The following is a 13786-nucleotide window of genomic DNA, read 5'->3' as shown; positions in this document are numbered from 1 at the left end:
TGCGTGTCGTTGCGCGGTGGAGTATGTGTACCCAGGGGAGGGGAGCAGGTGAACGGGGAGGACGGCAGTGAAGAGACCGCTCATGACGACGCGGACGGCTTCAAGCCGCTGCCGCCGACGCTGCGCCCAGAAGTGCGGGAGCTGGCGCTGGCTTTGAGGCGTCTGTTGAAGGGGTCGGGAAAGTCGCAACGGCAGTTCGCGTCCTACTACCGCACCAGCGTCTCGTCGGTGTCGCGCTACCTGAGCGGGGAGCGCATCCCGGAGAAGCATTTCATCGACGGGCTGATGAAGTCGGCGTGCAAGGCGCACGGCACGGAGGTCTCCGCGGATCTGCAGGGCCGCATCTACCAGCTGCACCGCGATGCCCTGCTCGCGGACAACCCTGCCCGCTACCGGGAACAGATGGCCAGCGACCGCCTGGAAGAAGCCGTCCTGCGTGAGGAGGAGCTGGAACTCGAATCACGCGAACTCTACCGGGCCGTGGAAGGCCACCAGCGGCAGTTGCGGGCGCTGGAGTCCCAGCTTCGCGAGGTCAGGGCGGCACAGGAACACCAACAGCACGCGCCCAAGGCGGAGATCGAACGGCGTCGGACCCGTAAAGAGGAACTTGAGGAAGAGTGCGCACGGCTGCGGGAGGAGGTGGCGCGCCTGGAACACTCCCTCAGGCAGGCGCAGCGGGACAGAGATGCCGCGTGGCTGCGATGCCAGGAACTCGAGGCGGAACTGGCCGCCGCCAACGAGGACGCCGAGCGCGCGGACCTCGAACGCCAGGCACGAGAGGAACGTCTGCGCCTGGCAAAGGCCGTCGACGTGGCCGAGCACCGTCTTGCAGACCTCGAACGCGTCCATGAAGAAGCCGAACAGGTGCGCACCAAGGCAGGCGTGGAAGCCGCCAAAAAACTGGAAGAGGCCCGGGCCGAGGCCGACGAACTGCTGAAGGACGCCGAGCTCAGGGCCACCAGAGTCCGGCCCACGCTCCTGAAGCGGTCGGCCGCCCTACGGCAGCTGAAAGAGGCGGCGCTGCTGATGACCGACCGCCAGCTTCCCGAGCTGACCCGACAGCTCGCGCTTCCCCTCACACACGACGTCCCCGTCGACCACTACCTCCAGGCCATCGGGCTTCAGGGGCACGACGACGTCGCCCAGGCGGCCCGGGCGCTGGAAGCCGCACAGCGTGCATATGTGGAACTGGCCGTCGGACACGCCCTGCTGCGGCAGAAGTCCGCTGCTGCGATGGCCACCTTCGCCCGTCGCTGCCAGGCACTGCTTCAGCGGCAGCTGAACCGGATCTCCGAGCTGGAGAGCGCCGAAGACGACCCGCAGCGGCTTGACACACTGTTCGAACTGGAACATCTGACCAGGATGACCCGCCGCACCTGCGACAGCCTCCTTTCCCTCGCCGATCCGCGGACCAGCGGCCAAGGGGGCCCTCCGGCACGGCTGGTCGATGTGTTAACAGCCGCTGCCAGCGAAGTAGAGGATCATCAGCGGATCGAGCTGATCTCCGTGCCTGCGGCCCCGGCTGTGCTTGGACCTGCCGTCAACGACCTCGTCCACCTGCTCGCCGAACTCCTTGAAAACGCCCTGGCATTCTCCCCGCCGCAGACCACTGTCAGGGTGACGGGGCATGCGCTGCCCGACGGCCGCGTGCTGATCGAGATCGAAGATCAGGGACTGGGGATGACAGAGCAGACCTTCTTCGAGGTCAACCAACACCTCGCTTCGCCGCCTTCACGGGACGACCTCAGCGGCTCCCGGCTCGGGCTGGCCCTCGCCTGCCGGCTCGGTGCACGGCACGCGATCCGCATGCAACTGCGCCCCTCTGCACGTGGTGGTGTGACCGCACTGGTCATGCTCCCCGTCGACGTCTGCGACAAGCCCGCCAGCACGCCCGCCCGCTACCAAGACCTTGTGATGACTGCGGAAGGCCTGTTCGGAACCAAGCCGCTCACTGAATATCGGCTCACCGAATTCGTATACACCCCAGCACCCGACAAACACCTGTTCACCATCTGCGACTCCGGGGGGCTGTTCATCGAGCATGCGGTCTGAACAGAAGACCACATGCTGCCGCAGAGCGCAGCCAGAACGGGCCTGCATGGCGATGCGGCGGGAGCGCACAGCCGGCCATCGGGGAACAGCAACTGGCGCAAGGCGGACAGTAGTTGGGTGTGGGCGGTGCGGCTGTCAGCCCTGTGTCGCAGAGGGACCTCGGCCGGGCGACCGGACCGTGCTGCTCACGATCATGATCTCGCGCGCGGACCATGCCGGGTGGCATCTGTCGCACACCTTCTGGATCCACCCTCCCCGTGCGTCACCCCGGGACCTCGCCCGCCCCGGAGCGCCGCAGAACTCACAGAGAACAGAAGCATCCGCCTCGGCCGCCCTGATGAGATACGCAAGCGGGCCGCGGGCGCTTCCTTCGGCGGTTTTGATATGCGCCAGCAGCCCGCCGAACTTCTCCTTCGCATCGACAACGCGGTACTCAGGGCAGACCGAGACCGACTGCTCGTGCAGGCGGAGCAGCACGGAGTGCCAGCCCGGCCTGACAGCCCGGGTACGGCGAGGGATCTGCAGGATGGGCACATCCGGCGTCTCCTCTTGAACGGGCACCCCATCGTCCCCCAAGCGGCAGGAGGCCTGCCCTCCAACCGCTCTACGATGTGGAGAACGAAACAACAATAAGTTGTTTCGTTGAATCGTTGTGATAGAGTGGGCGCATGGCACGTGACCCTCGCGACGAGGCCCGCCGGCGACTGACCATGCTCGTGGAAGACCCCATCGCTCATTGGGCTCCGGCGTATCGCCTGGAGCAGGACGCCGCACTGCTGGGGCGGTTGCTGATGGCTGCCGCCAACCATCAGCAAAGCGGCGGGCAGGCGACAGACGTGACCTCGGACGATGTGGGTGCGGCGCTCAGCCTTTTCGAGGACATGCGCCATCAACTGGACCGGCTGGAAACTCAGGTAGTCATCGAGGCCAGGCGCCGCGACATGGACTGGCGGCAGATCGCCCAGCATCAGGGCTTGAACTCCTCCCAGGCCGCTTCGCAGCGCTATCAGCGGCTGATGACCCGCCTCGAAGAGATCCGCCAGGGCGTCAGGTAAAGGGAGGAGGAGCACAGATGACGGACCAGTCCCAGGAACTGTTCGCAGCCGTTGATTCCCTGCTCGCCGCTGTCGACGACGGCACCGTGCTGCCCCTCCCGGCCGAGCGGATGAGACTACGCGAGGCGGCCGGGCTGACCCGGGCGGCTCTCGCACAGGCTCTCGGCACGCGCGTGCCGAGCATCGAGGCATGGGAGGCCGGACGGGCCGAGCCGAAAGGAGAGCGCCGCGAGGCCTACCGCAGGCTGCTCGAGGGCCTCGCCCAACGCCATCCGGCATCCACCCCGCCCCCCAGCAGGTCCGCAACTCCAACAGAGCCCCTCCCAGCGCCGCCGACTCAAGCCCCAGAGGGCGCTGTGACGTCTCCGCCCCCGACATCCTCGGCATCGGGCACACCCAACATGCCGGCGTCGGGGGAGCGGCGCCCGACTCGGCAGACCGAAGCCACGCCCGCTGCCGACTCACGGTTCCCCAACGGGCCACTGGCGGTGCTGGACGCAGACGGCATCGCGTACTGCCAGGGCGGAATACTGCTGGAGTGCCCTGCGGCCACCATCGCGCAACTGGCCGACTGGGCAGTGAAGGAGTCCGGACTCGGTGCCGAGAGGCTGCACCGCCACGGCAAGGACTCCGATCCGCTGATCGTCCTCACCGCCCGGGCCGCCGCCCATTTCGGCCTGCCCCCTGCCCTGGAGGACCGCCGCGCGCTGCGCCTGGCCGACAACCATCCGGTGGTGCGTGAACTCGCCCGCGCCAAGTGGAAGTTGACACGCCGCGGATTCGGCCCCTGGGCCCGCGTCTACCGGCCCGCCGAGGGCGGCCGACGTCAGTGCGTCCAGCTCGCCGTGCTGCCCTGGGACGCTCTCGATATCCGAACCTGGGGGAGTGCCGGCCTACTCCCGGCCCCTGAACTGGCCCAGGTCCTCGGCGACTACGCCACCCGCGTGATCACCCCGCGCGGCTCCGCGGCCGTATGCGGTCTGGAACTGATGACCGCACTGCGCCCGCCCACCCGCCCCGTCAAAGACCCGGTCACCGACACCTGGACTTCCGGACCGAACCCCGGAGCGCTCACCCAGGCGGTCGACCCCGCACCGCCCGAGGCACCCGACGAACACCCCGTCGTCACCACCCGCTCCCCGCGCGGCCACCAGCGCACCCCCGCGGAGGTCCTCGACGAAGAAGCCTTCGAGTGGATCCGAGACCCGGAACAGCTCACCGACGACGAATGCGCGAAGCCGTTCGCCGTGGGCATCGACGTCAACATGGCGTTCGCCGCGGCCGTCAACCGGCTCACCGTCGGCCTCGGCGCCCCCGTCCACGTCAACCACCCCCGCTTCGACAAGAAAACGACTGGCAGCTGGCTGGTCGACCTCTCCCACATCGACCTCGACCCGCGTTTGCCCAATCCCTTCACCCCGCACGGCCTGCGGCCCGAAGGCCCGGCCTGGTACGCGACCCCCACCGTCGCCTACGCCGCTGAACTCGGCCACGACATCACCCCGCTTGAAGCCTGGCTGCGCACCGAATCAGGCTCTTATCTGGACGGCTGGTACACCCGGCTGCGCGACGCCTACCTGGCCACCATGGGACGCCTCGGCGTCAAAGCGGGCATGAACGAGGCGGACTTCCTGGCCGCCATGGAACACCACAAGGACACCGATCCCGCGCAGGCCGCCGTCCTCTCCGCGATCAAGGCGACCGTCAAGGGCGGCATCGGCAAGCTCCGCGAACGCCCCCAGGGTGCCGGCTACCGGCCCGGCGAGCGCTGGCCCGCCCTGGAACGCCCCACCTGGCGGCCCGACATCCGCGCCGCCGTCATCGCCACCGCCCGCGTCAACATGCACCGCAAGATGCTCAGACTCGCCGCCACCGGCCTGTTCCCGATCGCCGTGCTGTCCGACTGCGCCGTCTACCTCTCCGACGGCCCCACCCCGCTGGACTTCCTGCCCCGCACCCCGGAGGACAAGCCACTGCCCGGCGGCTTCCGCCTCGGAGTCAGCCCCGGCATGGTCAAGCACGAAGGCACCCAGCCCCTGATGTGGGCGGTCAAGATGCTCGACGAAGGCCATAACCCCGCCCGGCACATCAAGGGCACCGACGCCGCCGCAGACGGGGAGTAGGAACCGCACGTGGGCATCTTCAGCGACAGCCTCGACAAAGCCACAGCCAACACCTTCACCCGGCCCCTGCCCAAGACCCCGCAGGCCCAGATGCGTTTCCTCGTCAAAACCGCCAAAGGCACCCGGACCGCAGCCGACATGCTGGGCATCTCCCAGCGCACCGTCGAACGCTACGTGAAAGGCCAGATCAAACAGCCCCGACCGGAACTCGCCACCCGCCTCACGAACGAAGTCCGACGACGCTGGCAGCCCCGCGTACGTGCCAAGGCCAGACAGCAAGCCGCTACCACCGGCGGCATCACGATCGAGACCCGCGCCCGGTTCGGCTACACCGCCGCCCCCGGCACCACCGACGACGCCCGCATCCGCCTGATCACCCAGCACCTGCCACCCGACTACGCCGCCCGCCTCCTCGACGCCCACGCCGCAGGCGCCACCGACCAGCAGCTCCAACAGATCGCCGCCGAAGGCCTGCAGGAGATCTACTTCAAAGACCGCGGGCGTCGTGCCGCCGGTCTGCAGGTGGCCTTCACCGACATCGACTACATCGAGCTTGATTTCTGATTCCCGTGCCCGACGGAAGCAAGATGGCACCTTGTGACTGAGCATTTGATTTGGTTGTGGCCGCGCTTCCCGTGATGGCTACGACCGATGCATGGTCAGTCGTAGCGAAACCAGGCGATTCCTCATGCAAACGCGGACATGATCGGCGCTCGTGGAGTCGAATCGGCTCATGATCCTGTCACGCAGAAGGACGCGCCAATTGCAGTGCGTAGAGGTAGAGTCCCGACTCTCCTCCCACGGCGAGGACGCGGCTGTCGGGTGCCCAGGCACAGGAAAACAGGGGCTTCTCGGTGCGCGTGAGGGCGATCGTCTGCTCTGTCTCCGGGTCCCAGATCCGCGTGGTGCCGTCCTTGCTCGTGGTGGCCAGGTAGCTGCCGTCGGGAGACACAGCCAGGGAGGTCACCGACTCCGTGTGACCGGACAGGACGGCGATACGTCGGCGCGTCCAGTTCCAGAGGCGTACCGCCCCGTCCTCGCTCCCGGCGGCAAGCCAGGTGCCGTCGGGAGAGATCGCCACGGACGTCACCGGGTTTGTGTGACCCGACAGCACAGCGATGCAGTCCCGGCCGGCCCGGTTCAAGATCCGCACCGCTCCGTCCACGCCCCCTGCGGCGAGCCAGGTACCGCACGGTGAAATCGCCAACTCTGATGTGGCGCCCGCACGGGCCCCGTAGTACAGCCAGTCGATTCGACGGCCACCGGCCAGGTCCCAGGCGTCCGGCCTACTGCTCCTGCTGCCTCCGGCGGCGAGCCAGGTGCCGTCCGGGGAGATCACCACCGAATCCACCGATTCCGCGTGGCCGCCGATGTCAGCAGTGCACTGTCGAGTGTCCAGGTCCCACCGCCGCACCAGGTGGTGCTGTCCGTACCCGTTGGGCTCGGTCATCCCCACGGCCAGCCAGGTGCCGTCGGGGGAGACCGCCACTGACTCCACGGAACCAGCGGCAGCGGTCCACGTGTCGGTGCACTCCCCGGTGACCGGGTTCCAGATCTTCATGGTCCGGCTCCCGTGGGTCGTGACCAGCCAGGTGCCGTCCGGTGCGAATGCCACCGAGCGGACCCACAGGGCACGTTCACTCTCGGCGGCAACCGCGCGCCGGGCGGCCTCCGGATCCCAGATGCGGGTGCCGCTGTACTCGTAGGCGGCCAGCCAGGTGCCGTCGGGGGAGATCGCCACCGACGCCGCCGCACCGTCCAGATCCAGGGCGGCGGTGCACACGCCGGTCGCCTTGTCCCAGGTCCGAAGGGTGCCGTCCGCTCCGGTGGTGGCCAGCCACGTACTGTCGGGCGAGACCGCGACGGAGCCCACCCGCCCGGTGTGGCCGACCAGTCTGCCGATGCGCCGGCCCGTGACCGGGTCCCAGATGTCGACCGAGTTGGTGTGGATCGTGGCGAGCCAGGTGCCATCGGGCGAGACCACCACCGGTTTCTCACGTCGCTCGTCGTCCCGCAGGATGGCCATGCATCGCCCGTCCGCCCGGTTCCAGGTGCGCACCGCGCCGCTGATGTCGGCGCTGGCCAGCCAGGTGCCACAGGAGGAAATCATCACCGTACGCAGGGCGCTGGTGTGACCGATCAGGACGCCCGTGCACTCGCCGGTGACGGCGTCCCAGATCCGTACCGCTTTGTCGTCGCCTCCGGCGGCCAACCATGTGCCGTCGGGCGAGAACGCCAGGCACCTCGCCGCCCCGGAGCGGCCGCCCAGTCTGAGGATGCACTCGCCGGTCGCCCTGTCCCAGACATGCACCGGTTGGCCGACGCCCCTGACTCTGACGGCTGCGGCGATCCGGGTGCCGCACGGGGAGATCACGACTTCGCCTGACAAGTTCGCGGAACCGGAAAGCTCGGCAACGCACCGGCCGCTCGCCGCATCCCAGATACGCACCGGTATGTCGCGACCGACGATCCTGTCGTCACGGGTGACCGTGGCCAGCCATGTGCCGTCGGGCGAGATCACCACTGACTCCGCGCCGCCGGGCAGCGTGGCGATGCACGCGCCAGTGGCCGTGTCCCATATGCGCACGGGCTGGCGGTAGTCGACGGTGGCCAGCCAGGTGCCGTCCGGAGAGAGCTCCATCGAGCCGAGGTTCCCGTGGACGGGACCCGCGAGCGTGCGCACCAGTGCGGGGCTGTGCAGGTCCGGCAGCGGCAGGAGGTTGGCCAGAAAGGCCGGGGATGCGTCCGGGGCGTCGTATTGGCCCGCTATCTGCTCGCGCCAGCGGGGCAGTTGGTCGAGACGGTTGTACAGCACTCCGGCCAGGGCCTGCGGCGGTTCGACGGGCATCAGAAGGTGGGCGATCCGGGAGAGGTCGCGGGCGAGCTCGGTGGTCTCCAGGGAACCGATGCGGGCCAGATCGGACCAGGGGGCCGTGGGGCCGTGCTGGAGCAGCCTGGCTTCCACCCAGCGCAGGTCCGAGGCGACTGCTTCGGCCCCGTCGGTACGGCCCGCGTCCTGGAGGTGCTCGATCAGATGGTCCAGCAGATAGCCGTGTTCGGTGCGCCACCAAGCCCGGTCGGCGCCCGCGCCTCCGGGCCCGAGGGACGGGGCGGCGGGCAGCAGTTCGGCGCAGCCGTCGACGAACCGGCCGTGCAGTTCGGCCAGCCTCCGCTCGCCGAGCTGGACCCGCAAATAGTCGCGGATCACGTCGTGCAGCGTGAGTCGGCCGCCGTGTTCGGCCCGCACGCCGACGAGGGAAAGGCGGTGCAGGGCGAGACACAGGTCCCGGGCCGCGGTCTCTTCCAGTCCGGCGGTGGTCTGCCACAACCGGATGACCAGGGCGATCGGCACGGGTTCGTCCTCGGCGAAGACCGCCAGTTCCGCGAAGCGTTCGGCGCCGCCTTCGGGCAGGAGCGCGGTGGCCGCCTCCACCGTCGCCCGCACCGCCCGGCTGCGCCGCTGGGGGTCGTTCAGGTCCGGCTCGCTGGGGTCCCGTTCACCGGCAGCGGGGCCGAACGTGCGTAGGCGCTCCAGCGCGTGAGCGGCCACGGCGGCCGGAGCGGCGCCGGTCTCCGCCTGTTCGGCGATCGTCCGGTTGGTCAGCCGCAGCAGCAGCGCCCATCCTCCGGTGGCCTCCAGAAGGTCGCGCACCAGTTCGTCCGGCAGCCCGGGCAACTGCCAGGTCAGCACGGCCCTGGCCTGCGCTTCGGACATCCTGTCCACTCGGACCGCCGGCATGTCCGCGGAGAGGAGGTTCGGATTGCGCGTGGTGATCAGCCGTACGCACGGGGAGCCGCCCATCAGGAAGGGGGCGAGCTGCTCCTCCTCCCACACGTCGTCGAGGATGAGCAGGGTGGCGGGTCGCTCATCCAGCAGTCGGCCCAGATGCTGCCCGGCCAGTTCGGGATCCTGGAACTGCCGGGAGTCGCCAGTGATGAACTCGCTGACCTCCGTGACCTTCTGCGCCAGCGCGGCACGCCCCCGTACTTCCCGGCCGATGGTGACCTTGTACACCCGGCCCCGGAAACGCCGCCGAACCCGCCGATGCGCCCACACCAGGTGCGCGAGTGTCGTCTTGCCGTAGCCGCCAGCTCCGTGCAGGGACGTGGTGATGCCCACTGCCCGGCGGCGAACTGAACGGTCACAGATCGCGGCCACCACCTGGCCCGCCTGCTCACGGTCGACCACCCACTCCGGCACCGGTTCCGCGGCGGGCGGTCGTGGGTCACCGCCGGCCCGCTCCCGCCACGCCTGCCACCAGGCGAGGATCGCGGCGAACAGGGTGAGCGACAGGACGAAGAGCCAGGAGTAGCGGCGCAGCAGATCGAGCAGTCCAGGCCAACGCGCCTGTGCGGTCGCCGCGTTCAGGGCCAGTCCCGCGAGTCCAGTCACGACCACAGCCGTGCCGGCCAGCAACGCCTGACCCGCGCCTCGCCCCACCACAACTCCCTCGGCTCGCGCCTGAATCTCTTGCTCGCGGGGACCCTACCGACAACAGGTCTCGCCCTGCTCTACAGCTCCGGCGTTATCGAAGGCCAAAGAGGATCAAGGCGACCAAACGGCAAATGTGCGCTCGAGCCTCGTTCGCTCTACTCAGAGCCCGCGTCCTCCTTCAGCCGTAGCCATCACGGAAGAGCGGTCAGAACCTTTGATTTGGCGAGTTAGCGTTCGATCTGGCGTAGTGAGCCCTTCGGGCCCTTTACGCCTTCAGATAGTCGATCATCCTGCTCAGCGTGGCTGTGCTGTCCTTGACCTTGCCGAGCGCGATGTTGCAGTCCATGCAGAGCAGCCCTCGGTTGTGACCGCGGGCGTGGCAGTGATCGACGTTGGCGTCGCCCATCCGGAAGTTGTCGGGATCAACTTTGGTGAAGGAGGTCAGGCATGTGGCGCAGGCGTTGTCCTGCTCCTTGAGCATCCGGGCGACATCCTCGAACGCCAGGCCGTACCCCTTTTTCAAGTTCCCCTTCGCGCTCTTGATCCGGACGCACTCGTTGCAAACGCGGCCCTCGCCGCGGTTCTTGAAGCCGAACACGGCGTACTGGTGCCCCGCCCGGCACTGCGTGTCGCCCCTGCGATAAGGCTCGTAGGGCACCGACTCCGGGTCGATCCCGCGTGAGCGCAGCTTCGAGTCGCGCGTGCAACGCCGACAGCTCCGGGCGCCTGTCCTCGGGTTCACGTAGGGAATGTTGTCGTCATCGAACGTGTGCCCGTTCGTGCACATCCCGGTTAGAGCGGTGTCGGTATCGGCTCGGTCATCGCTACCGCTCACGAAGGCCCCGCTTCCCAGGTGCCGCCACAGAGTGGCGTGCTCATGGTGGATGCACAGCAGCTTGTTCTCGCAGTCGCGCGTGACCGTCTGTCCCACCGCGAGTGGCTTGTCGGAGTGGTGCTCAAACACCCATCGTTGAACGTAGACGAGCGGGTTCTCCCCTGCCGCGTAGCGGTCGCCGTCGTAGTACAGCGGCCGGCCGTCCTTGTCCGTCATCCCCTTCCAGACCAAGCACCCCGACTCGGTGTGCTCGACGTGCTGGAGCACTATCTCGATGCTGATCGGAGGCCGGGGACCGATCCTCTCGAAGGTTCCGTGTTTCTGGTGGTAGCGGTAGCAGGCTTGGCACCTCGTGCCGCCCATCCGCGTTGCGCGTTTCCCATCGCCGGACTCGCACAGCTTTGACATGTCGAGCATCCGATCACACATTAAACCGAAGATCAGAAACCGGGCACTGGGTCCCCAGCTGTTCTACCGTCCCGAGTCTCCAGGAGGGCGAGGATGAGGGCTGAGTGCTCCCGGCGCCACGTGATCAGCATCAGAGGACATGCTCGCTCGACCGTCAACTCAGTGCTCAGCTCGCCAAATCAAACGCTCAGTCACACACCTGTGTGATCCGGCTTCCCGGCCAACAACCTAGTGTGAGCCGAAGGGCGATAATTGTCACCGAGGCAGGTTTCTTGTCACCGGCGCCTGCCGGGCGCTTCATGCGGAGGGGAGCGTCGGCGCGGCTGCTGCCTCGGGGCTTCAGCGGTCCGTGTCTTCGGCTTGGGGCACAGTGGTCGGTTCCGTCGCGTCGGGGCCGGTGTAGTAGACCGAGGCGCCCTGCTTGGTGCGCTGGGCCTTGCTCTTGGCCACGAGCCCTTCGAGAGTGACGCGTACGACCTTGGTCTTGATGCCGCGCTCGGGGTGAGCCTTGCCGAGTGCGGTGGAGATTTCCGCGGCGGAGCGGGGCTCGTTCTGCTCGGTGAGGTGGCGGCGGATGAGTTCCACCAGGGTGGGCCGGGTCGCCGTCGTGCCGGCCTTGGTGGACGTGGCGGGCTTCTTGGCCGTCGTTTCCTGCACGGCTGTGGTCTTCCGTGCCCTTCGCTTGCTGGGGGGTGCGGCCTCGGTCTTTTGCTGGGGAGAAGACACTGCGGCACCCTTGGCCGTGGTCGACGGCTCATCCGGTTCGTGCGTGACGCCGAGCGCCTGCTGCATGTTCACCAGCACGCTGTGGTCCTGCTCCAGGGCAGCCAGCTGCTCCTGCAGCGCCTCAATCTCGGCACCGATGCGTTCCTGCTCCTTGAGGTTGCTTTCGAGGTCGCCGGCCACCTGGGTGATGTACTGGGATGTCAGTCCCGTGGCGACAGTTGTGCTCTCGGGCATGATGCTGGCCTTTCCTCGGTGTGCAGCGGTGATCCAGGCGACCGTTCTCGAGCCGGGCAGCGCTTCTGTGCTGTACCGGCGCTGCGGACCTGTGACTGCCGCAAAATGCCTTGGCATAGAGATACTACGGACAGGCGGAACCGGTTGTTCCTCTCAAATGGTGTCCGCTGTCCGGTGCGGACGCCAGGGCCACGCGGTCCGGTGCCTTTGGGGCCCTGTTGTAGGGCGGGTTCGTGCGTGGGGGCTGGGGCAGTTGCCAGACTGCCTCGTCGGTCTCGCGGTTGTGGTGCCAGGTTTTCAGGGTGCCTGTTGTCACCAGCCGGTCGAGGAGTTCTCCGGTCTGCTGCGGGGAATGCCCGCACATGCGGGCGAGGGTGTCCAGGTCGGTGCTGTGTTCGGTGTTGGCGGAGGCGTGTGCGGCCAGGGCCAGGGCGGTCAGTCGCAGAGCGGGTGGTGCCGCGGGCAGGGCCAGTGGGGCGGGGTGCAGCGCCCAGTGGGCGGCGCGCCGGCGGGCGCGGCGGCCGGGCGCCTGGTCCAGGACCGCGGCATCGAGCAGCCGCAGCTGCACGGGAGTAGATCTGGCATCCGGCGGCTCCAGCCAGCCGGCGTGGGCCAGTTCCTGCCACAGGTCCCGGTGTCCGCGTAGCCGCATGCCGCGCAGCAGCCCCGCCGGCAGGCGGACATGGCCACGGGTGTCGGTGCGCAGGGCGCACTGCAGGCCAAGCAGCCGGGCGGCGGGGGAGGTGAAGCGGGGCAGCGTGGCGCCGAGGTAGGTGAGCATCTCCCGTACGCGTACCTGTTCGTCGGATTCCGGGCAGAGTCCGACGCGGGCAGGGGGCGGAGGTCCGGGGGAGGGGTGCGGCCGGATGGTGCCGAGCAGGGTGTCCGGCACCACGGAGGTATGACTGGTCGCTCCCGCGCAGGCTGTGCAGGCGTCGGCGAGGCGCCAGGTGCGGCCGCCGCGGTCACGGGTGAGGGCAAGACGTACCGGCCCGGCGCATCCGCGGTGACGCGGATGCCACGCACATCCCTGCGCCCGGCACTGACAGCTGCGCAGGTACACCGGCAGCACATCGGTGCGGGCGTGGCAGGCCAGATGCGCCAGGGCGGCGGACCGTGCGGAGGAGGCAGCGAGGGGAGTGGTGTGGGCGGTGCAGGAGGGGCAGACGAGCGTGGGGCCGCCTGCTTGCGGACGCAGTTCCACGGTCCAGATGCGCCGCACTGCTGTATGCGCACGGGCAAGCCTCATCGGCTGGTCATCCTTCTCTCTGTCCGTGCCGCGGTGGTCGGTGCCCGGCCGCTGAAGGCCGGAACGAACGCACGGTAGTGCAGATCCCTGCACCGTTTCGAACGTCACTCCCACCTCGACAGATAGTGCAGAGGTCTGCACTGACAGGGCAGGGTCCTGCACCGTCGGATGGTGGGGTGACGATCTTGCCGCCCGACCCCGACCTCGCCGCGCTGCGCGTAACGCTGGCGCGCCTGCGGGGCGAACGCGGCTGGACCTTCGACGAACTCGCAGGCCGCAGCGGCCTGGCACGCCGCACCCTCATCGACCTCGAACACGGCCACACCACCGGCAGTGTCACCACCTGGCACGCCCTCGCCCACGCCTTCGACGTCCCCATCGAGCACCTGCTGGGCCCCCTCTGCGACGACCACACCCCGCCCGGCATGCAGAGCTCCTGACCTGCTGGCACACCCCTTGCGGGCCCTGCTGCAAATCACCCGAACCGGCGAGCAGACCTAGAACGCCAGACCGCCTGCCTGGGCACGCGTTCGACTCTGCTGGGCCAGCCGGGGGACATACCGGCCGCCGCGGCACCTCTCGCCGCGTGTCGCCTGGCACGGTCCTCGCCATGTGCCCCACTCCCACCCCTGCCGGCCGCCACTGGGACGGCAGCCCCCGCGTCACCCG

Annotated in this window: 9 protein-coding genes; 5 read left to right on the top strand and 4 right to left on the bottom strand. The window is 68.5% G+C overall.

What is annotated here, in order from left to right:
• Positions 1-48 precede the first annotated feature (48 nt).
• From ACNFOC_RS19125 to tpg, 4 genes are all read left to right on the top strand, one after another.
• Positions 49-2052: an ATP-binding protein gene (locus tag ACNFOC_RS19125; RefSeq protein ID WP_416960291.1), complete on the top strand. Its 2004-nt coding sequence runs from the start codon at positions 49-51 to the stop codon at positions 2050-2052.
• A 668-nt stretch (positions 2053-2720) separates the two neighbouring features.
• Positions 2721-3107, top strand: coding sequence for a hypothetical protein (locus ACNFOC_RS19120; protein WP_416960290.1), 387 nt, complete (start codon positions 2721-2723; stop codon positions 3105-3107).
• Between the two features lie 17 nt (positions 3108-3124).
• Positions 3125-5230, top strand: coding sequence for a telomere-associated protein Tap (gene tap / locus ACNFOC_RS19115; protein ID WP_416960289.1), 2106 nt, complete (start codon positions 3125-3127; stop codon positions 5228-5230).
• A 9-nt stretch (positions 5231-5239) separates the two neighbouring features.
• Complete coding sequence (tpg, locus tag ACNFOC_RS19110) at positions 5240-5794, top strand: telomere-protecting terminal protein Tpg (protein ID WP_416960288.1); 555 nt, start codon at positions 5240-5242, stop codon at positions 5792-5794.
• Between the two features lie 178 nt (positions 5795-5972).
• Here the strand turns inward: tpg and ACNFOC_RS19105 are convergent, their stop codons facing one another.
• From ACNFOC_RS19105 to ACNFOC_RS19090, 4 genes are all read right to left on the bottom strand, one after another.
• Positions 5973-9671, bottom strand: coding sequence for an NB-ARC domain-containing protein (locus tag ACNFOC_RS19105; RefSeq protein WP_416960287.1), 3699 nt, complete (start codon positions 9669-9671; stop codon positions 5973-5975).
• Positions 9672-9930: 259 nt separating this feature from the next.
• The gene (locus ACNFOC_RS19100; RefSeq protein WP_416960286.1) at positions 9931-10917 is read right to left on the bottom strand and encodes an endonuclease domain-containing protein; all 987 of its coding nucleotides are present in this window, start codon (positions 10915-10917) and stop codon (positions 9931-9933) included.
• Between the two features lie 330 nt (positions 10918-11247).
• Positions 11248-11868: a hypothetical protein gene (locus tag ACNFOC_RS19095; protein ID WP_416960285.1), complete on the bottom strand. Its 621-nt coding sequence runs from the start codon at positions 11866-11868 to the stop codon at positions 11248-11250.
• Positions 11869-11992: 124 nt separating this feature from the next.
• Positions 11993-13117 (bottom strand): hypothetical protein, encoded by a 1125-nt coding sequence (locus tag ACNFOC_RS19090; RefSeq protein WP_416960284.1) that lies wholly within the window; start codon positions 13115-13117, stop codon positions 11993-11995.
• Between the two features lie 176 nt (positions 13118-13293).
• On the opposite strand from ACNFOC_RS19090, the gene ACNFOC_RS19085 reads away from it, so the two are divergent.
• Positions 13294-13557: a helix-turn-helix transcriptional regulator gene (locus tag ACNFOC_RS19085; protein ID WP_416960283.1), complete on the top strand. Its 264-nt coding sequence runs from the start codon at positions 13294-13296 to the stop codon at positions 13555-13557.
• Positions 13558-13786 lie beyond the last annotated feature (229 nt).

Origin of the sequence: Streptomyces colwelliae (assembly GCF_048158785.1) — a bacterium.
GTDB lineage: Bacteria > Actinomycetota > Actinomycetes > Streptomycetales > Streptomycetaceae > Streptomyces.
The sequence above is the reverse complement of the archived record's forward strand: the minus strand, read 5'-3'. Positions and strand labels throughout refer to the sequence as shown.

What these genes read in the sequence shown, in the direction of transcription:
- ACNFOC_RS19120 (WP_416960290.1), top strand. Translation starts at nt 2,721, where the DNA reads ATGGCACGTGACCCTCGCGACGAGGCCCGCCGGCGACTGACCATGCTC.
- tap (WP_416960289.1), top strand. Translation starts at nt 3,125, where the DNA reads ATGACGGACCAGTCCCAGGAACTGTTCGCAGCCGTTGATTCCCTGCTC.
- ACNFOC_RS19100 (WP_416960286.1), bottom strand. Translation starts at nt 10,917, where the DNA reads ATGCTCGACATGTCAAAGCTGTGCGAGTCCGGCGATGGGAAACGCGCA.
- ACNFOC_RS19095 (WP_416960285.1), bottom strand. Translation starts at nt 11,868, where the DNA reads ATGCCCGAGAGCACAACTGTCGCCACGGGACTGACATCCCAGTACATC.
- ACNFOC_RS19090 (WP_416960284.1), bottom strand. Translation starts at nt 13,117, where the DNA reads ATGAGGCTTGCCCGTGCGCATACAGCAGTGCGGCGCATCTGGACCGTG.